The organism is Parasutterella sp. St.1A3 (assembly GCF_059728705.1).
Genome location: NZ_BAAGFK010000001.1, coordinates 179,549 through 203,819 on the forward strand (window position 1 = coordinate 179,549; position 24,271 = coordinate 203,819).

Annotated in this window: 20 protein-coding genes; 13 read left to right on the top strand and 7 right to left on the bottom strand. The window is 51.4% G+C overall.

The genetic code is table 11. The annotated features are described in order from the left end of the window. Nucleotides 1-16 precede the first annotated feature (16 nt). From lnt to AC6I1F_RS00885, 5 genes are all read left to right on the top strand, one after another. Nucleotides 17-1,546 (top strand): apolipoprotein N-acyltransferase, encoded by a 1,530-nt coding sequence (gene lnt, locus AC6I1F_RS00865; protein WP_251569690.1) that lies wholly within the window; start codon nt 17-19, stop codon nt 1,544-1,546. Between the two features lie 40 nt (nt 1,547-1,586). Next, nucleotides 1,587-2,489: a glycine--tRNA ligase subunit alpha gene (gene glyQ / locus AC6I1F_RS00870; protein ID WP_160334737.1), complete on the top strand. Its 903-nt coding sequence runs from the start codon at nt 1,587-1,589 to the stop codon at nt 2,487-2,489. Nucleotides 2,490-2,506: 17 nt separating this feature from the next. Next, a complete protein-coding gene (gene glyS / locus AC6I1F_RS00875) occupies nt 2,507-4,594 on the top strand; it encodes a glycine--tRNA ligase subunit beta (RefSeq protein WP_289162736.1) in 2,088 nt (695 codons plus the stop codon). 69 nt (nt 4,595-4,663) lie between these two features. Beyond that, on the top strand, nt 4,664-5,422 hold the full coding sequence (locus AC6I1F_RS00880) for a lysophospholipid acyltransferase family protein (RefSeq protein WP_289162734.1): 759 nt from the start codon (nt 4,664-4,666) through the stop codon (nt 5,420-5,422). A gap of 57 nt (nt 5,423-5,479) precedes the next feature. Then, a complete protein-coding gene (locus tag AC6I1F_RS00885) occupies nt 5,480-6,520 on the top strand; it encodes a M48 family metallopeptidase (RefSeq protein ID WP_251569693.1) in 1,041 nt (346 codons plus the stop codon). On the opposite strand, the gene rsmA is transcribed toward AC6I1F_RS00885, so the two are convergent. Genes rsmA through AC6I1F_RS00900 form a run of 3 tightly spaced genes read right to left on the bottom strand, consistent with a single transcriptional unit; the run spans nt 6,517 to nt 11,082 of the window. Beyond that, the gene (gene rsmA / locus AC6I1F_RS00890; RefSeq protein WP_160334741.1) at nt 6,517-7,338 is read right to left on the bottom strand and encodes a 16S rRNA (adenine(1518)-N(6)/adenine(1519)-N(6))-dimethyltransferase RsmA; all 822 of its coding nucleotides are present in this window, start codon (nt 7,336-7,338) and stop codon (nt 6,517-6,519) included. The two genes, AC6I1F_RS00885 and rsmA, sit on opposite strands and share 4 nt — an antisense overlap. Before the next feature lie 45 nt (nt 7,339-7,383). After that, on the bottom strand, nt 7,384-8,739 hold the full coding sequence (locus AC6I1F_RS00895; RefSeq protein ID WP_251449864.1) for a peptidylprolyl isomerase: 1,356 nt from the start codon (nt 8,737-8,739) through the stop codon (nt 7,384-7,386). Nucleotides 8,740-8,745: 6 nt separating this feature from the next. After that, nucleotides 8,746-11,082 carry an LPS-assembly protein LptD gene (locus AC6I1F_RS00900; RefSeq protein WP_290432514.1) on the bottom strand — a complete coding sequence of 779 codons (2,337 nt, stop codon included), beginning with the start codon at nt 11,080-11,082 and terminating at the stop codon, nt 8,746-8,748. Nucleotides 11,083-11,203: 121 nt separating this feature from the next. On the opposite strand from AC6I1F_RS00900, the gene AC6I1F_RS00905 reads away from it, so the two are divergent. The 8 genes from AC6I1F_RS00905 to AC6I1F_RS00940 all read left to right on the top strand — a co-directional run bounded on the left by AC6I1F_RS00905 (nt 11,204) and on the right by AC6I1F_RS00940 (nt 19,745). After that, nucleotides 11,204-12,211 (top strand): aminoglycoside phosphotransferase family protein, encoded by a 1,008-nt coding sequence (locus AC6I1F_RS00905; protein ID WP_289162731.1) that lies wholly within the window; start codon nt 11,204-11,206, stop codon nt 12,209-12,211. Nucleotides 12,212-12,237: 26 nt separating this feature from the next. After that, nucleotides 12,238-12,936: a nucleotidyltransferase family protein gene (locus AC6I1F_RS00910; protein ID WP_290432518.1), complete on the top strand. Its 699-nt coding sequence runs from the start codon at nt 12,238-12,240 to the stop codon at nt 12,934-12,936. Between the two features lies 1 nt (nt 12,937). Continuing rightward, nucleotides 12,938-14,029: a tRNA dihydrouridine synthase DusB gene (dusB, locus tag AC6I1F_RS00915; RefSeq protein WP_289077171.1), complete on the top strand. Its 1,092-nt coding sequence runs from the start codon at nt 12,938-12,940 to the stop codon at nt 14,027-14,029. Beyond that, entirely contained in the window at nt 14,007-15,566 is a 1,560-nt protein-coding gene (purH, locus tag AC6I1F_RS00920; RefSeq protein ID WP_251569696.1) for a bifunctional phosphoribosylaminoimidazolecarboxamide formyltransferase/IMP cyclohydrolase, read from the top strand. The genes dusB and purH overlap by 23 nt, the downstream gene beginning before the upstream one ends. 181 nt (nt 15,567-15,747) lie before the next feature. Next, complete coding sequence (gene tolB, locus AC6I1F_RS00925) at nt 15,748-17,025, top strand: Tol-Pal system beta propeller repeat protein TolB (protein WP_497801785.1); 1,278 nt, start codon at nt 15,748-15,750, stop codon at nt 17,023-17,025. A gap of 12 nt (nt 17,026-17,037) precedes the next feature. After that, nucleotides 17,038-17,529: a peptidoglycan-associated lipoprotein Pal gene (gene pal / locus AC6I1F_RS00930; protein WP_160334749.1), complete on the top strand. Its 492-nt coding sequence runs from the start codon at nt 17,038-17,040 to the stop codon at nt 17,527-17,529. A gap of 6 nt (nt 17,530-17,535) precedes the next feature. Then, the gene (locus tag AC6I1F_RS00935) at nt 17,536-18,234 is read left to right on the top strand and encodes a tetratricopeptide repeat protein (RefSeq protein WP_251569698.1); all 699 of its coding nucleotides are present in this window, start codon (nt 17,536-17,538) and stop codon (nt 18,232-18,234) included. Between the two features lie 176 nt (nt 18,235-18,410). Continuing rightward, nucleotides 18,411-19,745, top strand: coding sequence for a ClC family H(+)/Cl(-) exchange transporter (locus AC6I1F_RS00940; RefSeq protein ID WP_290432515.1), 1,335 nt, complete (start codon nt 18,411-18,413; stop codon nt 19,743-19,745). A 73-nt stretch (nt 19,746-19,818) separates the two neighbouring features. Here AC6I1F_RS00940 and AC6I1F_RS00945 read toward each other — a convergent pair whose 3' ends face one another. The 4 genes from AC6I1F_RS00945 to AC6I1F_RS00960 all read right to left on the bottom strand — a co-directional run bounded on the left by AC6I1F_RS00945 (nt 19,819) and on the right by AC6I1F_RS00960 (nt 24,043). Further along, on the bottom strand, nt 19,819-20,976 hold the full coding sequence (locus AC6I1F_RS00945) for a porin (protein ID WP_251569699.1): 1,158 nt from the start codon (nt 20,974-20,976) through the stop codon (nt 19,819-19,821). Nucleotides 20,977-21,012: 36 nt separating this feature from the next. After that, nucleotides 21,013-21,372: a cytochrome c3 family protein gene (locus tag AC6I1F_RS00950; RefSeq protein ID WP_370455737.1), complete on the bottom strand. Its 360-nt coding sequence runs from the start codon at nt 21,370-21,372 to the stop codon at nt 21,013-21,015. A gap of 58 nt (nt 21,373-21,430) precedes the next feature. Further along, nucleotides 21,431-22,951 carry a flavocytochrome c gene (locus AC6I1F_RS00955; RefSeq protein ID WP_251449872.1) on the bottom strand — a complete coding sequence of 507 codons (1,521 nt, stop codon included), beginning with the start codon at nt 22,949-22,951 and terminating at the stop codon, nt 21,431-21,433. Between the two features lie 300 nt (nt 22,952-23,251). Then, nucleotides 23,252-24,043, bottom strand: a complete 792-nt coding sequence (locus AC6I1F_RS00960) for a cyclic nucleotide-binding domain-containing protein (protein ID WP_289163526.1) — start codon at nt 24,041-24,043, stop codon at nt 23,252-23,254. Nucleotides 24,044-24,271: the final 228 nt, after the last annotated feature.

Genomic DNA, 24,271 nt, shown 5'->3' on the forward strand with positions numbered 1-24,271 from the left:
TTTTTTATTTGTCAACGTGAAAACAAAAGCACTCTTATATTTTCTTCCCTTGGCAGCCGGGGTACTTCAGGGTTTTTCATTTGCGCCGGCCAGAGCCATTCTGCAGCTGATTGCCTTATCCGTTCTATTTATCTGTCTATCAAAGTCTCATGGCGTAAAGCAGGCGTTTGCGCAAGGCTTTCTTTTTGGCTTGGGCTGGTTCTGTTATGCCATTTCGTGGGTGTATGTTTCGATTCATACCTACGGATATCAGCCCGCTTTTTTTGCGGCAGCGGCAGCGTTTTTTTTCGCGGCTTTTCTCTCGATTTTTCCGGCCGCGGCCGCGGCGTTTTCCGCTCTTTTCACTCCGGCATTAAAGAAAGGATTCCCTCTTGCCTTCGTATTAGGGACATCCGCCTCGTGGGGTATATTCGAGTGGCTGAGAGGCTGGGTACTGAGCGGTTTTCCGTGGGCGGCTTCCGCTTACGCGCATGTTGAAGGATCGCTCTCGGGTTATGCGCCGATTGTCGGAGCGACAGGCATTAATTTTCTGTCCGCATTGGTTGCAGTGCTTATTGCCGTCTTCGTTCTTTCATTCAGAGATTCGACAAGAAGACTGGTTTGTTTGGCGGCGATGTTTGCGGTAATCACAGGCGGGATCTTTTTTGGACGAATTCAATGGTATGAGCCGGCTGCGCAGGTTCGTTTTCAGCTGATTCAGGGCGGAGTCCTACAGGATGAGAAATTTTCTCCGATGGGGACGTTAACGAGTTTTGAACGCTATCTCACTTTGATGAAAGAGGGCAGAGCCGCTGCGGAAACGGTGACGGTGCTGCCTGAGACCATTTTCCCTATTCCTTTGGATCGTCTTCCGAAGGACATTTGGAAGCGTTTTACAGAGGGCACGGATAACGGAAGCCGCATGATTTTCGGCGGATTCACACGAATGAAAGACGGATATGCGAATTCGGTGGTTGAGGTGTCCAAGGGCAGGATCATCGAGAGCTACAGCAAGAGGCATCTTGTTCCGTTCGGAGAATACGTCCCGTTCGGTTTCCGCTGGTTTATCGACATGCTCGGCATTCCGATGGGAGACCTGGTTCGAGGTTCGTCCTCTCAGGCCGCGTTTAATCTCGGAAATGCCCAGGCTGCGCTTTTGCTTTGTTATGAGGATCTCTTTGCTGAAGAAGTGCGGGATTGGTGGACAGACGCTTCGAGTCCGAATGTTCTGATTAACCTGTCCAATCTCGGCTGGTTCGGAGACTCGCTTGCGCTGCCGCAGCATCTGAACATATCCAGGATGCGGGCGATTGAATTTGCTCGTCCGGTGGTGCGTGCTTCCAACACGGGAGCGACAGCGTATGTGGAGCCGGACGGCACTGTGGCGGCGGAATTGCCGTTCATGGCGCCGGGCAAACTCGATGTGACGGTCACAACCGCAAAAGGAGCACCGACCCCGTACGCGCGGAACGGAGATCTTCCTTCCGTGATCTTCATGTTCCTGCTTTTCTTTGCCGCAATTGCGCTTGCGATTACGCGAAAGACTAAACTTAACCGTTTACAATAGAAAAATTGTTTTCAGTTCTCTCATACTGATAAAAATTACCATGCTTACATTTCAAGAAGTGATCCTGCGCCTGCAGGAATATTGGAACGGCCAGGGCTGCGCGCTGCTTCAGCCGATCGACATTGAAGTCGGCGCCGGTACCTCTCATACGGCCACGTTTTTAAGAGCTCTCGGTCCTGAACCGTGGAGAGCCGCCTATGTTCAGCCGTCCCGCAGACCGAAAGACGCGCGTTACGGCGAGAATCCGAACCGTCTGCATCAGCACCACCAGTTTCAGGTTGTCTTAAAGCCGGCTCCCACCGATATCGTGGACCGCTACCTGGGTTCTTTGAGAGCGCTTGGTATTGACACTGAAGTCAATGACATTCGCTTTGTGGAAGATAACTGGGAAAATCCGACGCTGGGTGCCTGGGGTCTGGGCTGGGAAGTCTGGATGAACGGCATGGAAGTCACTCAGTTTACTTATTTTCAGCAGGTCGGCGGCCTCACATGCAAACCGATTACCGGTGAGATTACCTACGGTCTGGAACGTCTGACGATGTACCTGCAGAACTGCGACAACGTTTTCGATTTGGTCTACACCAAATGGCAGGACGCCTCCGGAGATCATGTTCTGACCTACGGCGATGTTTTCCATCAGAATGAGGTCGAACAGAGTCACTACAACTTCGAAGCAAGTGATCCCGAGAAACTGCTTAAGCAGTTTGACTACTTCGAAAGCGAAGCCAAGAGACTAATGGATCTGAATCTTGCGCTTCCCGCCTATGAAATGGTTCTGAAAGCGGGACATACATTTAACCTTCTGGACGCCAGAGGCGCGATCAGTGTGACTGAACGTGCCGCCTACATCGGCCGTATCCGTCAGATTTCCAGGGCAGTCGCGCAGAGCTACTACGACTCGAGAGAGCGTCTGGGCTTCCCGATGTGTCAGCCCAAAGCATAACGAGAAGAGGTTGGAAAATGGCTACATTATTGATTGAAATTCAGACAGAAGAACTGCCGCCGAAAGCTTTGGAAAATCTTTCTTCCGCTTTTGCCGCTTCTCTTTTCGACAGCTTGAAAGAGCAGGGTTTTACCGCCGAGGATTCGAAAGTGACCGCCTTTGGTGCGCCTCGCAGAATCGCGGCGGAAGTGACCGCGATTTCCGAGCGCTCTCCTGATAAACCTTTCCGTCAGAAACTGGTTCCCGCCAAGATCGGTCTGGACGCCGACGGAAACGCAACAGCTGCGCTCAAAAAGAAAATGGCTGCGCTCGGTATCGAATGCGAACCGTCTCAGCTTGCGGTTGTCAATGACGGCAAGCAGGATCAGCTTTACTACGATGGTATCAAGCCGGGCGTTCTTCTTGCCGAAGGTCTGCAGGCAGCTTTGGATAAGGCGGTGAAACAGCTTCCGATTCCTAAGGTCATGTCTTATCAGCTTGAAGACGGAAGAACCGTTGAATTCGTTCGTCCGGTTAAGCATTTAGTCGCGCTTCTTGACGATAAGGTTGTCGATGTTGAACTCTTCGGTCTCAAGGCCGGCAGAGACACGCGCGGACATCGCTTCCACTGCAAGGCGCCGGTCGAAATCACGAGCGCCGAGAGCTACGCCAAAGAAATGCAAGCCGCCAAGGTTATTCCTTCTTTTGACGAAAGAAGAAACAAGATGGTTCAGGAACTCAAAGACGCCGCTAAGCGTCTTGATGCTGAAATCATCATGCCGCAGGATTTGGTGAACGAAGTGGCTGCGCTCACTGAGTGGCCCGTGGTATACGACTCCAGCTTTGACGAAGAATTCCTTTCCGTGCCGGGAGAATGTCTGATTCTTACCATGCAGCAGAATCAGAAGTATTTTGCGCTGCGTGATCAGAACGGCAAACTCAAGAACCGCTTCCTTTTGGTCTCACAGATTGAGGCAACGGACGGCGGAGACGCTATCCGCTCCGGCAACGCCCGCGTGGTGCGCGCAAGACTGGCGGACGCCAAATTCTTCTACGACCAGGACAAGCTTCAGCCGCTTGAGTCGAGAGTTTCCGGACTTTCCAATGTGGTTTACCACAACAAGCTTGGCACACAGCTCGAAAGAAGCGAACGTGTTCGCAAAATCGCCCAACAGGTCGCCAAGAAGATTGATGCGGATCCGAAACTTGCCGACCGCGCTGCGATGCTTGCCAAGGCTGACCTGCGTACGCTCATGGTCGGAGAATTTCCCGAGCTTCAGGGCATTATGGGCGAGTACTACGCCGAGCATGATAAAGAAGACGCAAAAGTCGCTTTGGCGATTCGCGAGCATTATCAGCCGAGATACGCCGGCGACGAGCTGCCTTCCACCAGAGAAAGTCTTGCGGTTGCGCTTGCAGACAAGATGGAAACTCTGGCCGGACTCTTTGGTATCGGTCAGCTTCCGACCGGAGAGAAGGATCCCTTCGCTCTGCGCCGTCACGCTCTGGGCGTTCTGAGAATGCTGATGGAAAAAGAGCTTCCGCTTTCTTTGGATGATCTGATTCAGATTGCGATGCAGATCGAGATGACCGCTCCCGGAGTGAAAGATACCTCTGACGAGCTTCGTCAGTTCTTCACCGACCGTCTGCGCGTCATGCTCAAGGATAAAGGCTACTCCGCACACGAAGTGGAATCCGTTATCGAAGTCCGCCCCGAACTTCTCAGCGATATTCCCAAACGACTTAAAGCGGTACACGACTTCATGGGCATGCCTGAAGCCGAATCTTTGGCCGCCGCGAATAAGCGAATTGAGAACATTCTCAAGAAGTCTTCCGGAGAAACCGGCAGCGAAGTGGATGCGACTCTCTTAGTCGAACCCGAAGAAAAAGCGCTTTATGAGGCGATTTCCAAGGTCGAACCGAAACTCGGCGCAGATTACAGCGCCGGTCACTACGACGCCGTTCTGAAGGAATTTGCGCCGCTTAAAGCGCCGGTTGACGCCTTCTTCGATAAAGTTATGGTCAATGCTGAGGATCCGAAACTCAAGAGGAATCGTCTGACGCTTCTGAATGAGCTTCACAAAGCGATGAATAAGGTAGCGAAGCTTTCGTGCCTGGCTTCCTAATTCGCTGAATCAGGGCCGCGTATGCGGCCCTTCGTGTCTCTGAGACATTCAAATTTATATTGAATCAGAATGAAAGTAATTTACGGTTTGCGTTCTGCAGTCTTCTGGCTGTTTTTTGTAGTGCTCCTTTTCATTTACGGTTTTGCGCTCTTAGTGTGTATTCCGTTCTGCTGGCAAAGCGGACGCTATGCCATTATCCGATCCTGGTGCCGCGTCATCGTAGTGCTGATGAAGGCTATATGTGGCGTGGACTATCGCTTTATCGGGATGGAAAATATTCCGAAGAAAGGTCCTTTTATTCTTCTTTCAAAGCATCAGTCCGGATGGGAGACATTGGCGCTCACCGCCTTTGTGCCGCGCCGCCTGAGCTATATCTATAAAAAAGAGCTTCACAAGATTCCGATTTTCGGCTGGGGTTTGGCTTCATTGGGCATGTTCAGCATCGACCGAGCTCAGGGGCGCAATGCTTTTGCTCTGATGAAGCAGGAAGTTCCTAAATTCTTTGAAAAGGGCTGGGGCATTATCCTGTTCCCTGAGGGCACACGCACGGCTCCGGGACAAGTGGTGAAATATAAAAGCGGCGGGGCGCGCTTGGCAGAATGCACCGGCGCTCCGGTGATCCCTGTTGCGCTTAACTCCGGTGAATGCTGGCCGAAACACTCTTTTGTGATTCGTCCGGGACTGGTTAATGTTGTCTTTAACTCTCCGATTAACCCGGAAGGTATGAGTGCGCACGAACTCAACGAGAAGGTGTTTGAGATTATCGAAAACGAAATGGCCAAAATCTCGCCGAAGTTTTACCGAAAAAAATCCGGCGAACAGCAGTGAGACTTGCCTGTGTAAGCTGCTTGCATAATAAAAAGTTAATACAAAAAGGCTGACGACGTGAATGATCCGTTTGATTTCGACAGACTCATAGACAGGGTTTCCAAAAAGATCAATGACTCACTTTCTTCGCTGTTCTCGTCCTATAAGCTGGGTGAAGTCCTGGAAGTTATCCATGGCAGCAGGAAGATTCACGTGAGAGTGATTTACGGGAAAAAATGCAGAAAGTCGGTTCTTTCTCCGTGTGACGATCAGGATATGGATTATGCGCTTTTGGTGCCTTTTAATATGCGCTCCGATCAAGTGCTTGCGGCGCTCTACAGAGAGATTGAGCGGGAGCTGAGTCCCAAGCTGCAGCATATCCGCAGCAGGAGAGGGGGCGCTGAAGTTGATCTGAATGGAGAAACGGTGCAGATTCAGGTCATTCGATCTAAACGCGCCAAGTCATACCGCGCCTCTTTCAAAGACGGTGAAGTGCGTCTTACGGTTCCTACAGGCGGAACAAAGGAGCGCGGACTGCTTTGGCTGGACGAAAATCTGCGAGCCCTGGAGAAATGGCATACGGAGTATCTGCGGCAGCTTCAGAAGCAGAAGGAAGCTTCAAGTCAGCTTTCAGTGAACAGAAAAGTCACTATCTACGGCGAAGAACACCGACTCGTTTTTGTCAATAATCGAAGAGATGAGGGCGTCGGTGCGGGAGAGATTCGCGTCTGTCCTCCTAAAGACACAAATGACGACAAACTATGGGAGACGGCGATTACCAGAGTGCTGAAAGAAGAGATTAGACAGTACGCTCTGGAGCAGATTCTTTTGAAGACATCATCGATTGATGATTTAGGCATTCCGTTTTCCAAGCTCATCATTTCTTCGGCACAGACACGCTGGGGAAGCTGCTCAGTGAGAGGCATTGTTCGACTGAACTGGAGGGCGGTATTTCTGCCTAAGGACGTGATCGATTATCTTATCTGTCACGAGCTCGCGCATCTCAAGCACATGAACCACTCAAAGAACTTTTGGGCCAGGGTGGAAATGTACTGTCCGAACTATCGCGAGCTTGAGAGAAAGCTTAAAGGCTACTCAATCAGTCACAGCGTCCTTTAATCGACCACGGTTCCCGGGATTGTGATCGAAACATTGTTTTCGCTTACCAAGCGCGCCAAGCGTATGAAATTCTCAACCGGAATGGTTTCCGCGCGCTGCTCGGGCTGAATCCCGGCTTCTCGGATCATATCGTCGGAAATCCATTTAGAGAGGTTGTTGCGCAGGGTCTTTCTTCGCATAGCGAATGAGGCCGCGACAACGTCATGGAAAGCTTTTTCATCCACTTCCGCAGGATTTTCCAGCGGAATCATTCGCACAACGGAAGAGACGACTTTCGGTGCAGGCGTAAAGGCTTCAGGCGGCACGTCAAAGAGCTTGGCCATGCGGTACTTGTGCTGAAGCATCACGGAGAGTCTGCCGTAGGTTTTGCTCCCCGGCGCGGCTGTCATTCGATCGACGACTTCTTTTTGAAGCATGAAATGCTGATCGACTACACGGTCGGAGATTTCCGCAAGCTTAAACAGCAGCGGAGAAGAAATGTTGTAGGGCAGATTTCCGACAACACGAAGTTTTTCTCCTTCGGAAAACGTTCTCCAGTCAAACTTCAGCGCGTCGGCTTCTATGATCGTCAGCGCGCCTGAAGAAAACTGCGTACGCAGCCATGCGGCCAGGTCACGGTCAATTTCAACGCAGAAAATGTGAGAGGCGCCGGCAATAAGCTGTCGGGTGAGGGCGGCCTGGCCCGGTCCGATTTCAATAATTTTCTGACCTTGCTGCGGATCAACCGCATCGGCGATTTTCTGAATCCAGTAGTCGTCGTTGAGAAAGTTCTGCCCGAATCTTTTACGGGCTTTGTGATGTTTTAAGACTTCTGCCATAGGAAAAAAGACGCTTAGGTTCTCTAAGCGTCTTAGTATGAAACATTATTCAGCGGGTTTATTGACGCGCTTCTCAATATAAGCTTCGCTCATCAGTTTGCGTTCCCAGTCAAGCATCGCATCATCGAGCTTCTGCTCTCTGAGGATGTCTCTCGCCTGCTGTTTCAGGCGTTCGTTGACACCGCTTTGGTTTCTGCGTTCCAGTACCTGGAAGATGTGCCAGCCGTAGGGAGTTTTTACCGGAGCGCTAACTTCGCCCGGGCTGAGTTTCGACAGCATCTGCTCAATTTCCGGAGGAAGATCTCCCGGGTAAAGCCAGCCGAGATCGCCGCCTCTGGTACCTGAGGGATCAGCAGAATGCAGACGGGCAAGAGAGGCAAAATCGCCGTCACCTTTATCAAGGCGGTCCTTAAGCTGATTCAGACGCGTGACGACGACATTCTCAGGCGTGACATTGGTCGGACGCATCAGGATCTGACGCAGGTGCGTCTGAGTGACGGTCTGAGAGGCGGTGTCGCCGGGATCGCGTACGCCGAGGATTTTATAAATCTGGAATGAGTTGGGCGTACGAACCGGAATAATGTCGCCGGTCTTGTGTTTTTTTACCGCGTCAAGAACAAAACTCGGCAGTCTGCCTGCGGGAATCCAGCCCATTACACCGCCTTCCATCGCTTCGGGCGCTCTGGAGTAGCGAGCTGCGAGCTGACCGAAGTCCGCACCTTTGGACGCCTGCGTCAGTGCGATGTTTGCCTGTCGAGTGGCTTCATCCACGTCTTTCTGTGTCGGATTGGCGGGCAATCCGATGACGATGCGGGCGAGACGGTACTGAATACGTTTTTCAGGTCCGAGCTGATCCTTAATAAACTGATCAACTTCGCTTTCCGGGATCTGAATTTTGTCGTCAACTTCTCGCTCTCGAAGTCTCTGGGTAATCAGTTCGCTACGAATTCCGGACTTAAAGGTTCTGAAAGAAACACCGTCCTGCGCGAGTTTCTTTTCAAGCTGAGGAACTGTAAGACCGTTGTTCTGAGCAATTTGCTCAATGGCGCCGTTCATCATATTGTCGTCGATGCGGATGCCGGAGGCCTGAGCTTTCTGCTCAATGATTCGTTCAAGAATCATACGGTCAAGAACCTGATTTCTCAGATTGTTCATCGGCGGAAGCGTAATTTTCTGCTGACGAAGAGACATAGCGGCCTGATGCACCCGCTGCTGAAGCTCGATTTCCGTAATGACGTCGTGATTGACAACCGCGGCGATGCGGTCGACAGGAATAATCTGCTGAGCGGCCGCTTTGGTTTCCGTGCTTTTAGCTTTAGGCGCGGCCTGTGCGGCTGAAACACAAGCAGCGACGGAAAAAGCCAAGCTGACAGAAAGAGTGAGAACAGAAAGTTTTTTCATATATCTTTATTCGTAATAATCGTAACGACCTACCTCAACGGGCCTTGGTCCCAGAGGCTGATAGCCTGAAATTCCTTCACTTAGGGCCTCAATCGGGCTGGAACCGACGGTGCCGAGTCCTACAAGCTGAAGCTCAAAGAAGAAGTTTGTTGTTGTTCTGCCTTTGCTTCGGATATATCGCTGAATTGCTCCGCGCAGAATCCAGCAGCCGGCTCGGTATTCCAATCCGGCCAAAGAGTCAACGACTCGATGGTCACGCAAGGAGTAATTGTACCTGCCTAAAGCGTAAAGGTCCTTAACAATGGGCCACTGGAAAGAGAAGTCCACTTGTCTGATGTTGGTGTTGTAGTAAGCGTCTCGCTTATCGTTGGGGTTGTAGTTGTAAAGGTAATAAAGAGAAACAGTGGAGAATTTTCTCGGGTTATAGCGAACGCCTGCCGTTGTCTTGGAAACTTTAGACCATTCCGAGGAATACTGCACCATACCTTCGATACGCCAATCCTGATAGAAAGAGAACTGCGCAGAGGCGAGCAGGTCGCTTCGGTTCTTCGTTTTCGCAGGATCCGACCAATACAGCCCGACTTGATTGTTTTCAAAGTAATAGCGCTGACCGACGCTGGCGGTAAACCATTCTTTGCCTGTTCCGGCATCGAGCATGCGCGTGGTCAGGATTGCAGAAAGCTGGTTGGTGTTGGCAATTCGGTCGCTTCCGGTGTACTTATTCGGCGAGAAAAGTTCGGCGAAGTTCATGTCGGCTTCCGAGCTGTCGAAGTTAGGCAGATGGCTCTGATCGCGATAAGGGATATACGCGTAAAAGAGTCTCGGCTCCAGTGTCTGCTCTGTCTCTCGTCCGAAGAATGTAGTGTTTCGCTCGAACACCAGTCCGGAATCCAAGGAGTAAATCGGAACAAGACGCGAACCGGATCTGTCGACGTAAGAAGCAGCGTCGTGAATGTCACGGTACCAAGCCATGTTGTACTGGAACTTGGGTGTGATGAACCAGAACGGCCCCATCAGCGGATAAGAAATTGAGGAATCAAGAAGGGTTCGATATCCGTCGCCGCTCAAATGATGGCGGCCCACGGTGGAGCCCGCGCCTCGGTCAAATCGGGTCGCTGTCAGACGGGAGGTCAGTGCAAAGCCGTGGAAATCTGCGACGTTGCCGCTGAGATTAAACTCAGGAACTTTTTCATAGGGCTTTTCGGTCTGTCTGCGCCCGCCCGGAGCAAGCGTCTGATTTTTGTAGACGCCTAAAGATGTACTCCAGTATGTCTTTCCGTAACTTAACCAAACTTTCTGATTCAGAATGTTTTCACTGGACTCACGAATGGTCGTGGAAAAGTCCGAAATGTAGTCGTTGTCGGATACGCGCTGGTAATCTACGCCGAGCGTCGGACCGCCTCTGCCCAGACGCTGAAAGTGCTTCCACGACAGCGCGTAGCGTCTGTCCTTGGTTTCCTTGTCCTTGAAAATCACGTCATAGGTAAGTTCACCGCTGAAGGACGGCTGCAGATACCGGAATTCATTGCCCAGGAGCACGCCGCGCTTGGACATGGGTTTCGGCGTGAAGGTGTAATCGTAGTTAGGCGCGATATTCCAATAGAACGGAAGCTCAAGATTCACGCCGAGCGTCGAGTTGATTCCGAATCTGGGTGTTAAGAAACCGGTCTTGCGCTCGCTTCCGACAGGGAAGCTGAAATAGGGACTCGCAAAAATCGGAACTCCGCCCAGATAAAGCGTCGCGTTTCTGCCGACTGCGGACTCGTCAAGCTGGTCGTAGTCCACGGAATCCGCAGTAATCCACCAGGCTTCCTCTCCTTCACGGCAGGTTGTGATGACCGCGTTGCACATCTTGGCTCTGCCGCCTCCGAGCAGCTCGACTTTATCGGAGGTGCCTCTCATTTCATTCGGAAGGTAACGGAATGTCGCATCAGGCATTTCACCGGTTTCGGCGTCAAGCCGATAAGTCAGTTCCGGCCCTTTGAAAACAGTACCGTTTCTTGCAACGAGCGCGTTTCCTTTCGAATAAACTTCGTCGGTGGAAAAAGTGTATGTGATTGTATCTCCGCGAAGAACGGCGCCGCCGCGACGGACTTCCGCATCGTCGTAAAGTTCAATCTTCTCGTTGGTCCGCCCGACCATGCGGTAGGCGCTCAGATAGGTCGGAGCTTCATCTCTTTCGGTCGGCGCCTGCTCGTTCAAACCTCTGGATAGGCGCAGACGCAGGCCTTCATTGGAAAGAGCTGTCGCGTCGGAAGCATCCTTTGAGTCAGCGGCGGAAACACAAAGGGGGAGTGCCAGCGCTACAGCGGAGCACAAAGGGAGAACACGAATTCGAGACATACGTCTTTTTCTGCGAAATAAACAGCTAAACATTAAAATTGCTTGGATCTGAGAAGATTGATTATAAGGGCAAAGAAGAGACTCTCTTGAATCTCTCCCAATAAACAAGAGGTGCTTAAAGATGACTGAAAGACAAATGCGGCTGAAGGATTGGCTTAGCGGGTTTTCGGATCGGTACGGATTAAAGCTTGACACTATGAGAACGGCATCTGCGGACGCCGGCTTCAGAAGCTACTTCCGAATCGACGGAAAAGAGACGACCTATATCGTTATGGACTCTCCCGGAGAAGCGGACAACATCGCGCCGTTTATCCACGCCGATGAAGTCTTTGCTCAGGCAGGCTTAAATGTCCCCAAGATCTATGAAGAAAACCGAGAACTCGGCTTCATGCTGATTTCGGATTTAGGCACCAAAACTTATCTTGATGTTCTGGACCATGACAACGCCGATCGGCTGATGGGGCAGGCGACAGATGCCTTGGTTAAACTTCAGGCCGCAAGCAAACCGGATGTTTTTCCTGCGTATTCGGCTGAACTGCTTCGCTCTGAGCTCGAACTCTTTCCGCAGTGGTTCGTAAAGCGTCATTTGGGGATGGAAATTACTCCTGAGCTTAGAAGCATGTTTGATCGTACCTTCGCGCTGATTATTGCGAAGAATCTGGATCAGGCCAATGTTTATGTTCATCGGGATTTCATGCCGCGCAATCTGATGCTCACAGAGAAAGGCAATCCGGGCGTGATTGATTTTCAGGACGCGGTTTACGGACCTGTGAGCTACGACATCGCATGTCTTTGCCGTGACGCGTTTATTTCCTGGGAAGAAACACAGACTCTGGATTGGACGATCCGCTATTGGGAAAAGGCCCGCAAAGCAGGTGTTCCGGTTCCCTCTGACTTCGGCCGTTTCTGGGAAGACGTTGAATGGATGGCGATTCAGAGACATTTAAAAGTTCTCGGAATATTTGCGCGTCTTAACTATCGCGACGGCAAGCCTAAATATTTAGGCGATACTCCTCGGTTCCTCAATTACGTTAAAGCGACCAGCCGTCGCTTCGACGCGCTGAGACCGCTCTCCCGCTTTATCGATACCATTATCGGAGAGCAGGAACAGGTCGGATATACCTTCTGATCATCGGAGTCTCGGAATTGAAGATCATGATCTTAGCCGCGGGCCGAGGCACACGCATGAGAGAGCTGACGGAGAAGACGGCAAAACCGCTGCTTTCTCTGTGGGGCCGACCGATGCTCGAGTGGCAGCTGCTCAAAGCTAAGGAAGCGGGTTTTAGCGGCGCAGTCATCAACACAGCGCACCATTCGGAATTATTTGACCGTTACGCCGGCTCAAAAGTTATGCCGGGACTCAATATTGAAATATCCAAGGAAGGCGAGGATTTTTCCGGCGCGCTTGAAACCAAAGGCGGAATCGTTAAGGCTCTTCCGCTGCTGAGTGACGGTAAAGAGCCCTTTGCGGTGGTGAGCGGAGATATTGTGACGGCCTACGATTACCGTCAGCTGCGAGCGGCTGCTGAAGCAGTTCGCTGCGGCCGATTTGACGCGCATCTGGTGCTGGTTCCGAATCCGTACTTTAAAGATACCGGTGACATGGATGTGCGCGAAGGACTCGTCTATCGGGAGCCTAAGCGATTGACCTATGGCAATATCGCGGTTTTTTCTCCTCGTATTTTTGAGAAGGAGTCAGCTGAAAAGGCGCCTCTTTTCCCTTGGCTCTATCAGTTTGTTGATGCGGGCAGAGTGAGCGGCGAGCTTTACAGCGGGCCGTGGGCAAATGTCGGAACGCCGGAGGATTTAGCGCACTTCGGACGGGAACGCAATTTTGCGGTGACAGAGGCCTGAGATGGAGAATTTTGATTCGCGCACGGTGCTGAATGTTGCAAATGTAGAAATACCCGGGCGTGTTTTTCTTGCGCCTATGGCCGGAATCACGGATCTTCCGTACCGCCGAATCTGCAGAGCGCACGGAGCGGCCTATGCGGTTGCGGAAATGGTCGCAAGTCAGGCGCAGCTGAGGACATCCCGAAAGTCGCAGGAGCGGTTTAATCTCAAGGGCGAGCAGGCGCCTCGGGGAATCCAGCTTCTCGGCTGTTTTTCGCAGGACTTGGCCGACAGCGCGCGTTACGCGGCTGAGTGCGGCGCTCAGATTATCGATCTCAACTGCGGCTGTCCCGCAAAAAAAGTCTGCAGTGTGGCGAGCGGCGCGGCGCTCCTCGCGAACGAAGATTTAGTGAAGGAGCTGCTTGAAGCCATGGTGTCCTCCGTTAGCGGCCCGGTCACGCTTAAATATCGGACCGGAACGGACGAAGCGCACATTAATGCGGTTAGGATTGCCAAAATGGCTGAAAGCGTCGGCGTGCAGATGCTGACACTTCACGGAAGAACCCGGGCGCAGGCGTTTCGGGGTGAAGCTGAATATGAAACGATTAGACAGGTAAAACAGGCGGTCGGCATTCCGGTCATTGCCAACGGCGATATAGACAGCGGCGCCAAGGCGCTTCAGGTCTTGCAAGAGACGGGGGCGGACGGCGTAATGATCGGCAGAGCGGCAATGGGCAACCCATGGATTTTTGAAGAAATCAGCGCCGCGCTTGATGGGCGCCGCTATGTTCCGCCGTCCAAGAAAGCCGTTATAGACGTGATTGCCGAACACACGGAGGCACACTTATCTTTTTACGGAAGCGAACGAGGTCTTAAGACAATTCGCAAACATATAAGTTGGTACTTTAAACGGTTAGACTTATGCACAGACTATTTAAAGCGGCTTTATGAAGAAAACACGCCCTCAGGGCTGCAGCAGGCGCTTGTCCGAATACTTGAGGATGAGCTGCCGGACGGTGAATCAGCCATGGCAGGCGTTCTCTTTCCATTAGAGCCAAAACCACATCTCCCACACCATGAGGAAAGCAAAGATGAAAAAACAGGCGTTGATTAGCTGTTCTGACAAATCCGGCGTTGTTGAATTCGCCAGAGAACTTTCGGAACTCGGCTATCACATTTTGTCCACCGGCGGTACGGCCAAACTGATTAGCGAAGCCGGCATTCCTGTCCAGGAAGTCGCTGACTACACCGGTTTCCCGGAAATGCTTGACGGTAGAGTTAAGACACTCAACCCGAAGATTCATGCCGGAATTCTCGCCCGCAGACCCGTGGAGGAGCATATGGAGGCGCTCAAGGCTCACGATATCGATCCGATTGATATCGTTGCCGTGAACCTTTATCCGTTTGAACAGGCCATTGCGAACCCGAACTGCACGTTTGAAAACGCGATTGAAAATATCGATATCGGCGGTCCGACAATGATCCGCGCTGCGGCGAAAAACCATGAAAGCGTCACGGTGATCGTCTCTCCGGCCGACTATCGCAAAGTGATCGAAGAAATTAAGGGAAAAGGTGAAGTCTCCGCCGAGACTCGCCTTGCGCTTGCCAAAAAGGTATTCGTCCATACCGCGCACTACGACGCCATGATCTCGAACTACCTGACAAGCATCGAAGGCAATGACGTGACCACACGTTCGAAGTTCCCGGACAGTCTGACTCGCCAGTGGGTTAAGGTTCAGGATATGCGTTACGGCGAAAATCCGCATCAGGAAGCCGCTTTCTATCGTGAACGTCAGGTTGCGCCGGGACTTCTGGCCGGCTATGTTCAGCATCAGGGCAAAGAGCTTTCCTACAACAATATCGCTGACAGCGATGCGGCTTGGGAAGCAGTGAGAAGTTTTGATACACCTGCCTGCGTCATTATCAAACACGCGAATCCTTGCGGCGCCGCTATCGGACTTGACGCGGCCGAGGCTTACAGTAAAGCGTTTAAGTGCGATCCGACATCTGCATTCGGCGGCATTATCGCTTTTAACTGCCAGGTTGGCGCAGAAGCGGCTGAAAAGATTTCCAAGCAGTTCGCCGAAGTGATCATTGCTCCGGAATTTACAGAGGAAGCGCTTGCGGTATTCGGTCAGAAGAAGAATCTTCGTCTGCTGACGGTTGCCATGGGACATGCGCACAACGATTTGGATATGAAGCGCGTCGGCGGCGGTTTGCTTGTTCAGACACCGGACACTCAGACGGTTAAAGAAGATGCTCTGAAGTGCGTAACGAAACTGCAGCCCACGAGTGCTCAGATTTCCGACATGATGTTTGCATGGAAGATTGCGAAATTTGTGAAGTCCAACACCATCGTGTTTGTGCGCGATGGCATGACCCTTGGTGTCGGCGCCGGTCAGATGAGCCGCGTGGATTCTGCAAGAATCGCCTCGATCAAAGCGGAAGAAGCCGGTATTAGCCTGAAGGGCAGCGTTGCCGCTTCCGACGCCTTCTTCCCGTTCCGTGACGGTCTTGATGTGATTGTTGACGCGGGTGCCACTGCCATTATTCAGCCGGGCGGATCGATTCGCGACGACGAAGTGATCGCCGCTGCTGATGAACGCGGAATTACAATGGTCTTCACGGGCGAGCGTCATTTCCGCCACTAAAAAGTGTGACCAAATTTGGGCCGAATTGCTGAGAATTCAGCAATTCGGTTTCGATTTGATAGAGAATTCAAATATATACTGAAAGTATTTTCCTTTTGTCCGCATGGTTCGGAACGGGCTGCTCGGGCAGGAGACAAGAAGTAAGGAGAGAGGGAATTCTATGAGTGCAAACGCGATTGAAATGAGGAGACGTTTGTTTCTTAAATCATTGGGCGCGGCAGCTGTTGCCGGTACTATGAGTTCCTCTTTTGCACAGCTGAAGGTGGATATTTTAGGCGTGGGGGCGAATCAGTTCCCAATTGCCATTCCCGCCTTCATTGGCAATGAAGGTGCTCCCGAGAACATCGCGGAGATTGTCGGCAATGACTTAGTGAGAAGCGGAGCGTTCCGTCTTGTGGACGGACCTGTTCCGACCTCGTATGACATGACACCCGAGTGGAGCAAAATTTCCGCTGTTGGAGCCGGAGCATACGTCATTGGAGAGGTAAAAAAGACACCTGACGGACGCTATGATCTGCAGTTCAGACTCTTTGATCCGGTCAAACGGCAGGAAACCGACGAGGCGAACTTTGTCTGTGCCAAAGACGATTTGAGACTATATGCTCATAAAATCGCAGACCGTATTTTTGAACGACTGACCGGAGAAAAGGGAGACTTTGCCAGCCGCATCGCTTATGTGGCACAGCAGGGACGCAAGAGTTTCGCGATTATGGTCGCCGACAGTGACGGGCATAATCCTCAGGCGGCGCTGCGCAGCAAGGAACCCATCATTTCGATCGCCTGGTCTCCTAACGGCCGGCAGATTGCCTACACCACTTTTGAAACGGGCAAGCCGACGGTTTGGATTCACGATTTGAGCACCGGCAAAAGACGTCAGGTCGCGGGCTTCCGCGGCAACAACAGCGCTCCGGCGTTCAGCCCCGACGGAAACACGCTTGCGGTGGCACTCTCCAAGGGCGGCATTACGAAGATATATCTGATGAACGTCGACGGTCAGAATGTTCGTCCGTTTACCGAAGGCAGCAGCATTGATACCGAGCCCGCGTTCAGCCCGGACGGACAGTACATTTACTTCACGAGCGACAGAGGCGGAAATCCGCAAATCTATCGCAAGCCGGTGGTCGGCGGAAGCGCCGAGCGCGTGAGCTTCGGCAACGCTTATGCGGTCAGCCCGGCAGTCAGCCCGAAGAATGACCAGCTTGCTTACATCGTACGCAGCGGCGGAACCTTCCAGCTGGTCCAGCAGGACTTGGCAACCGGCAATGTGATTCCGCTGTCGCAGGTCGGTAAGAACGAATCTCCAAGTTATTCTCCCAATGGGAATATGATTATTTACGCCGCAGAAGTCGGCGGAAAAGGTGTTTTGTCTACAGTCTCTACAGACGGCAGCGCAAAATCCCGGCTTTCTGGTTTGAGTGGGGATATCAGAGAACCAGCTTGGGGCCCCACGATTAGTTAAAAGGAATTTGAAATGCAGTTTTCAAAATTAGCGTTATGCGCATCCGCAGCCGCGGTTCTGTTTTCACTGACTGCCTGCTCGACAGTCGATCTTGATAAAGATAAGGACGGCAGCAATGTCGCCGACGGGACTTCTGTTGAAGAAATGCTGAACAGCAAGGACGGTCCTCTTGCCAACCGCTCGGTTCACTTCGATTTCGACAGTTACTCTGTCAGCGCCGACCAGATGCCGGTCGTGACAAATCACGCACAGTTCCTCGCTGCGCACAAGGACCTTAACGTTCGCCTCGAAGGCAACACTGACGAGCGCGGCGGCCGTGAATACAACCTCGCTTTAGGGCAGAAACGTGCAGAAGCGGTCAAACAGCGTATGACTCTGATGGGTGTTTCTCCCGAACAGATCGAAACCATCAGCTTTGGTAAGGAAAAACCGAAAGCGCTCGGCCACGACGAATCTTCATACTATGAAAATCGTCGTGTTGACATTAACTACCAGATCAAATAATCCGTAATGAAAAAAGTCGTTCTCGCGGTTCTCGGCACCGTTTTACTCACTGTTAATACTTCAGCGTATGCCCTTTTCGGAGACGATGAGGCACGCAAAGCGATTATTGAACTTCGCAGTCAGCTCAAGGCGCAGCAGGATATTCAGATGAATCTCTACGACCGTCTTGAGAGCCTGACCAAAGAAGTGCAGACTCTTCGCGGTCAAGTGGATGTGCTGAACAACTCCTTAGGCAAGGAACGCGAGAACGCTCAAAGTATTTACGGCAGTCTGCAGAGCCGTCTTGACGAAATGGACCCGAAAGCCAAGGCGGCTCAGGCGGTGTCCGATAAGGAAATCGCTGCCGAACAGGAGCTCAATAAGTGTCTGGAAGTCTTTAAGAAGGGAGATGCCAATAAGGCAATCGCCTGCTTCAGCACGATCACAACTAAGTACCGTGCGACCAAAACCTATCCGACATCACTGTATTGGCTCGGAAGCAGCTATTACATGAAAGGCGATTTCGCTAAGACTATTGAGACTGAGAATAAGTTCATCGCAAGCTATCCGGAACATAAGCAGGTTTCCGAAGCCTATCTTCTGGTCGGTATGGCTCAGATGGACTCAAAGAAAACGGATGAAGCCAATAAAACCTTCCGTAAGCTGATTCAGTTATTCCCAAAGAGCGGCGCCGCCGCAATTGCGAAAAAGCAGTTAGGTTCCTAACGAATACAAGCCGCGGATTCCGCGGTTTTCTTTTGACCGGCTCTGAAGACGGGGGAAAGGGTATTCTCATTTTGTGACGCTTCAGGCGGCTGACCTCCTAAAGCTTATTAAGCTACAGAAAAAGAGACAGCGAGCGCGGGGATCCTGCGCTCAGAAAAAAATTTTAGGAGGTCACCGTGAGTTTGCTGCGCACGTGCTGGTTCTATTTCGTATGTTTAATTGCCGGTGTTCTGACCGGTTTTGTGGGCGGCTATTTTCAGGTCTTTCTTCATCGAGCGGACCATCTTAGGCTGTATTTATCCGCATGGGCGCATCAAATCGGATTTTTTGAAGGGTTCTGTCTCATTCTCCTGATCTGTGTCGGAGCAGCTGTGATTGGCAGGGCTCTGGTACGATTTGCCCCGACCGCAGGCGGCAGCGGTATTCAATATGTTGAAGCGGCATGGCGTCAGGAAGTGGAGCCGGCAAGACTTCGTGTCGTGTTTGTGAAGTTTATCGGCGGCCTGCTGACACTTGGCAGCGGTATGGCTCTCGGACGTGAAGGTCCGACCGTTCAGATGGGAGCTGCTCTTGGAGCGACCCTTGGCCGATGGCTGAAATTTACGCCTGAAGAGCTGCGTTTTCTCACGATCGCTTCGGCCGGCACCGGCCTGGGTGTGGCGTTTTCTTCTCCGCTTGGCGGATCTATGTTTACCTTTGAGGAAGTGACCAAGGACATTCGTATGAATTTGGTCATCCCAACGCTGATCTGCGCGTTTGCGGGTTGTACGGTTTCCATGACCATTCTCGGCATGCAGCCGGATTATCATGTGATCTCTCGAGCATTCGCGCTTCCTAATTTTAAGGAGGCTGCCGCCTATATCTGCTTTGGTGTATTTATGGGCGCGATGGGCCCGCTCTATAACAAGCTGGTTCTTTGGCTTCTGGACGCCAATAAGTATTTTTCTTCGCTTCTTCCGGAGGTTAAAGCGGCTTTAGTCGGAGTAGTGGTTGCGGCTTTGGTTTATTTTGCTCCGGGTCTTTCCGGCGGCGGAGACCTGCTTGCTCAGCAGATGCTCAATTACTCTTTCCCGATCATGACCATCCTCGCCATCGGCCTGATTCGTTGGTTCTTCGCTCCGCTTTGTTATTCAACCGGAGTACCGGGCGGACTTTTCTCGCCCTTGCTCCTGATGGGCGGCATACTAGGTCAGTTCTTCATCTGGATACTTAATCTGTTCGGCCTCAATCTGAATCCGATGGCTTTCTGCGCCGTAGGAATGAGCGCGTTCTTCGCCTCGACAATTTGTGCGCCGATTACCGGGGTGCTTCTGATTCTGGAAATGACGGCCTGCTGGGATCTGACGCTTCCCATGATGATTACTTCAGCGCTTGCGTTCTTTACCTCTCAGGCGCTGAAGAGCATGCCGGTATATACCGCTCTGAGGCTTCGTATTCCCGAGGTCAAAGCCCTGGAGGAAAAAGGTGTTAAGGTCCTTGGTCCGGCACCGATTCCAAAAGATCTTTCATAAAGAAAAAAGGCCTCTTTCAATGTGCTGAAAGAGGCCTTTAAGTTTACAAGGAGAACTTAGACTTTAAAGCGGGTTAGAACGCATGGCTCAGACCCACAAAAACCGTCCACGGGCTCTTGCCGATCTTGGTGTCGGGCGCAGAAGAAGAACCGCCGCCGCCATTGATAGTGTAGTTGACGTTGTCGTCGTTATGCATGTACGCTGCGCCGCCGTAAATGGTGGAGCGTTTGCTGAGCGGGTAGTCGTAGCGAGCAGAGATGTTCCACGCATTGGAGTCGTCTGTCGTATTGTTCTTGAGGAAGGCAAAGCCGTTCAAGAGGTAGCCGCCCATCAAAGGTGTCTTTGCGGAAACGCTGTATACCATCAGATTTGGGTTGGCGTTGCGATCAACCGCTTTGGAGCCCTGACGGTAAATAAGATTGCCGTACAGCTTTGTGACGCCGAAATCGTAGCTGGCGCCAAGGTTGTAAAGGGACTCATGCGCATTGATTGTGCGGAAGTTGTTAGGCGCGAAGCCGGCAAGGTTCTGATAGGTGTAAGTCAGTCCGACGCCAAGTGCGCCGCTGCGGTAAACCGCCTGCACCGCATAGGTGTTGCCCAGTTTGTTGGACTGTTCACTGCTCAGTTCCTGAGTCACACGATTCAGCTTCTTCTGTTCACCGAGAGAAACCATCGCAGACATCACCAGACCGCCGAATTTCGGGGACTCATAAATAATTGAGTTGTCGCGGCGAGTCATGTTGTCAATACCGGACAAACCGTTAATGCCTGAGACATGATTGCTCGGGATATAAGGCGCCGGGGCCATAAAGTTGTTGATCGTGCTGCCGAGGCTGCATCCGAAAGCGTCAAACTGAGCGATACCGCCGAAGTTGAGAGTGTACTGACGACCGAAGGAAAGGGCACCCCAGCCGCCTTTTACGCCGAGAACGGTTTCACGCTGGAAGGCGTATCCGTCGCCGCCAGTCGCAGGACTGTTGGTACCGTTATCAAGCATAAAGCCGTTTTCTAAGCGGAAGAATACGGAGTTGCCGCCGCCGAGATTTTCGGTTCCTTTAATACCCCATCTGGAGCCGGCTTTACCGCCGCTGCCGAGATCGACAACGGTTCCGTTGCCGCCGTTATAGACCTGTACATAAGCGTCAACAATACCGTACAGTTCAACATTTGCTGCGAAGGCAGTAGTAGAGAATGCAGCCAAGACTGCAGGCATAAGAGTTCTAAGTTTCATAGAGATATCTCTTTGGAATTTGATAAACACTCAAAGCTATTTGACGTTAAAGTCAAATTTATGGCACTGAGCGCAGTAATTTTCAGGAGGCTCATGCTGGAGATGGCAGTTGATGCATTCTCCGTTATGAGGCGCTTTGTGAGGATTGGCACCCGGAAGTTCCTTTGTTTTTTCCGCTAATGCGTCCTTGTTGTGGCATTGAGTGCAGGTTGCGTCATCCGGGAATTTCGGGTTCTTGAGGTCTTCGCCGTGACAGCTGTTGCAGGTAACTCCTTTTGCAACATGACGATCGGCGCCCATCGGAGGATTGGCAGCTAAAGCAAATGAGGCGAAGAACATTAACCCGGCGCTAAGGACAGCCGCCGTAGCGCAGTCCAAATTTATTTTTGTTCTCAAGATGTGTCTCCGAACCGGAGACTCCGTGAAAGGACGTCTCCGGAAAGGTTAGATTAGATTAGCAGCCGGCCCACTTGTTCGCTGTGCGAGCAGCGATGCGGCCGAAGATAATGCAGTCTGCAACAGCAACGGTACCGAGACGGACCATGCCGTGGACACCTCCGGTTGCTTCACCGGCAGCGTATAGACCGGAGATCGGCTCGCCTTTGACGTTCAGAACCTGGGCCTGTTCATTGATTTCAATGCCGCCCATTGTGTGGTGGACACGCGGCCAGAGACGGATTGCATAGAAGGGGCCCTTTTCATTGGGCACGCCGTCATCGAAGAACATGCAGTCGAATTCCGGATCCTTCTTAGCCTTCATGTAACCGTTGAATTTTTCAGTTTCTTTTTCGAGAACTGCATAATCAAGCTTATAGAACTCAGCAAGGCTCTTGAGGTCGTCAAACTTGCGGATAACGCCGTTCTTGAGGGCCTGCTCAAACTGTTCCTGCTTCATGTTCTTGCCGACAACCTTGTTCATGAAGTTCTGTTCATTCGTGAAGATGACGGCCGGGGCACCGATGGCGACGATAGCGTCAGCGCGAACTTTGCGGTTGCCGGTTTCTTTGATGAAGCGCTTGCTGGTCTTCGGGTTGATCATCGGGCCGTAGCCAACCATGGATTCAACTGCGAGCGGAGCCAGACCAAAGCCGTTTTCGTCCGGAGAGGTCCACGGGCCGAGCTGGATCCAGTCCATATGAATGGTATTTGCGCCGACCTGCTGAGCTTCCTGAATCATTTCACCGGTTGCGCCGGGATGATTGGTCGAAGTGAATTCCTTGGTGAGGCGAGGATCGTGGCTTGTGCGCATGCGAACGTTCTGGCTGAAGCCGCCGGATGCGATCAGAACACCCTTAGTGGCGCGGATGTAAACAACTTTGCCGCTGTCAGGACGATTGAAGCGATGGTTGATGCGGGCTTTAACGCCGACAACGCAGCCTTTATCGTTAACGATCAGATCATCAACAATAGTGCGAAGCTGGATCTTGATGCCGAATTCCTTGCACTTGGCAAGCATCGGGTTGATGAATCCGGCGCCGGTGTTTTCCTGGACTGCATGACTGCGGGGTACAGAGTGACCGCCATGGTAAGTAACGGCTTTGAAGTTTACGCCAACTTCATCGCGGAGCCATTCATAGTTGGAAACGGATTCGTCAGCGATTCTGCGTGCAAGGTTTGCATGAGCGATACCGCCGCCCGCTTTCAGAATATCTGAATAGAGAAGGTCGGCGTTGTCTTTGATACCGGCTTTAGCCTGCATGTCGGTACCGGCAGCAGCGATGGCACCGCCGTTAATGATGGAGTTGCCGCCTGCAGAAGGCATTTTGTCAACGACAAGAATATCCTTCATGCCGAGATAATGGCTTTCAAGGGCAGCGCCAAGACCGGCAAACCCGGTTCCGATGACTAAAAGTGAACAAGTTTCATTCCATTCGGCTCCTTTCGGAAGTTCTGCTGCATGAGAAGCACCGACGCCGGCAATCGCGGCAGCAGAAACGGCAGAGGAGCGAAGGAAATTGCGTCTTGTTAGGGTCATGTTTATGTTCTCCGTAGTTTGAAGGGAATGAAGCAATTACAGGATCCATTCTAAAAATCATCCGAAATCATGACCACTAAACTGTTTTAGTTCCCCTCCTAATGATTAACCCTTAGCGCATGTTATTAAATAGTTAGGTAGTTTTATCAAATATTGTCTGAATGTCGCTTCAATGATGTGAATTTCAACAAAGAATATAAATGGGTGAAATGATGATCCTTCCACCTGATTTATTGCGCGGCAATGACGAAAAAGCCCTGAATGGAATCAGGGCTTTTAGATTAAAAATTACTATTTAAATCAAAGAGATGCTAGCGGATTTATTGTTTGAGGTATACGAGGCATTAACTCAAAAAGTTCTTTAAGGCTGCTTGCGTAAGTGTAAGAGCTCTGTTCTTCAGAATGCCTCATCCATTTATACGCATCTTCAAAAAAATCGACGGGGAAGGTGATGTAGTCTCCCTCTCTAATCCAAACGCCTTCGTCCTTCCATTTTTTTAGATAATTATCTGTTGATACAGAAGATGCGTTCGCGACAAGACAGCGGTTGCTGCGCGTCAGGGGGACAGGCATTCTGAGCCACATCTTCCCATCCTTATAGAAAGAGTCTGCAAAATGGATAGCCCAGCTTATCGCAAAAGCCTTTAAACGCTGCTCAACCGGGGAGAATGCCATTAGGGCAAGACCGATTCGATCAGAGAGCGCACAGCTTTCGAAATGCCGAATCAGAGATGCCAGCAGAGTCGGTTCAGTCTTGAGTATCGGCATGATCAGTTCACGATCGCAGATGTAGATTTCTGCATTGGTCAGAGCGAAATAGTGGCCGAAAGCAGGTCTGCCGGTAAAGAAATTGAGGTTGCCTAAGGCCAGATGGCCCACCGGAGAAATAGCCGCTGCTTTTTCTGTGGCAACTGTCGGATTGCCGAAGTTTCTGGCCGTGACACCGTTGGTCACAACTGCGAGGTGATGAATGCTTTGACCGAGAGAGATAAGCTTTTCCTGACGTTTTAGAGAGACTTTTTTGCCGACTTTAATAAGCAGTCTGACGATGTCCTGATTGAGCGGGGGATGGATCCAGGGGACAATGGGCACAGAATTCTCTTTGTCTTTGATATCAATGTCATAAAATCTTTTTCTGTGCAAAGCTGAAAGCCACTCAGCAGAAATGTTCCCCATTGATTCCCTCGTCAGTGTGAGAAAGATAATTTTTCTTAGTTTGAGTCGGATTAATCCGTTTGGATATAGTCTACTTAATGAGTTAAAGCTTGGCTACTAATACACTTTGGTCTATGCATTAGGTATTAATGCCTAATGAAAATT

Excerpts from the sequence above, each read along its gene's own strand:
- AC6I1F_RS00935 (WP_251569698.1), top strand. The coding sequence starts at position 17,536 with ATGAAAAAAGTCGTTCTCGCGGTTCTCGGCACCGTTTTACTCACTGTT.
- rsmA (WP_160334741.1), bottom strand. The coding sequence starts at position 7,338 with ATGGCAGAAGTCTTAAAACATCACAAAGCCCGTAAAAGATTCGGGCAG.
- purH (WP_251569696.1), top strand. The coding sequence starts at position 14,007 with ATGAAAAAACAGGCGTTGATTAGCTGTTCTGACAAATCCGGCGTTGTT.
- AC6I1F_RS00905 (WP_289162731.1), top strand. The coding sequence starts at position 11,204 with ATGACTGAAAGACAAATGCGGCTGAAGGATTGGCTTAGCGGGTTTTCG.
- dusB (WP_289077171.1), top strand. The coding sequence starts at position 12,938 with ATGGAGAATTTTGATTCGCGCACGGTGCTGAATGTTGCAAATGTAGAA.
- AC6I1F_RS00955 (WP_251449872.1), bottom strand. The coding sequence starts at position 22,951 with ATGACCCTAACAAGACGCAATTTCCTTCGCTCCTCTGCCGTTTCTGCT.
- glyQ (WP_160334737.1), top strand. The coding sequence starts at position 1,587 with ATGCTTACATTTCAAGAAGTGATCCTGCGCCTGCAGGAATATTGGAAC.
- glyS (WP_289162736.1), top strand. The coding sequence starts at position 2,507 with ATGGCTACATTATTGATTGAAATTCAGACAGAAGAACTGCCGCCGAAA.
- AC6I1F_RS00880 (WP_289162734.1), top strand. The coding sequence starts at position 4,664 with ATGAAAGTAATTTACGGTTTGCGTTCTGCAGTCTTCTGGCTGTTTTTT.
- AC6I1F_RS00910 (WP_290432518.1), top strand. The coding sequence starts at position 12,238 with ATGATCTTAGCCGCGGGCCGAGGCACACGCATGAGAGAGCTGACGGAG.
- AC6I1F_RS00895 (WP_251449864.1), bottom strand. The coding sequence starts at position 8,739 with ATGAAAAAACTTTCTGTTCTCACTCTTTCTGTCAGCTTGGCTTTTTCC.
- tolB (WP_497801785.1), top strand. The coding sequence starts at position 15,748 with ATGAGGAGACGTTTGTTTCTTAAATCATTGGGCGCGGCAGCTGTTGCC.
- AC6I1F_RS00900 (WP_290432514.1), bottom strand. The coding sequence starts at position 11,082 with ATGTCTCGAATTCGTGTTCTCCCTTTGTGCTCCGCTGTAGCGCTGGCA.
- pal (WP_160334749.1), top strand. The coding sequence starts at position 17,038 with ATGCAGTTTTCAAAATTAGCGTTATGCGCATCCGCAGCCGCGGTTCTG.
- AC6I1F_RS00945 (WP_251569699.1), bottom strand. The coding sequence starts at position 20,976 with ATGAAACTTAGAACTCTTATGCCTGCAGTCTTGGCTGCATTCTCTACT.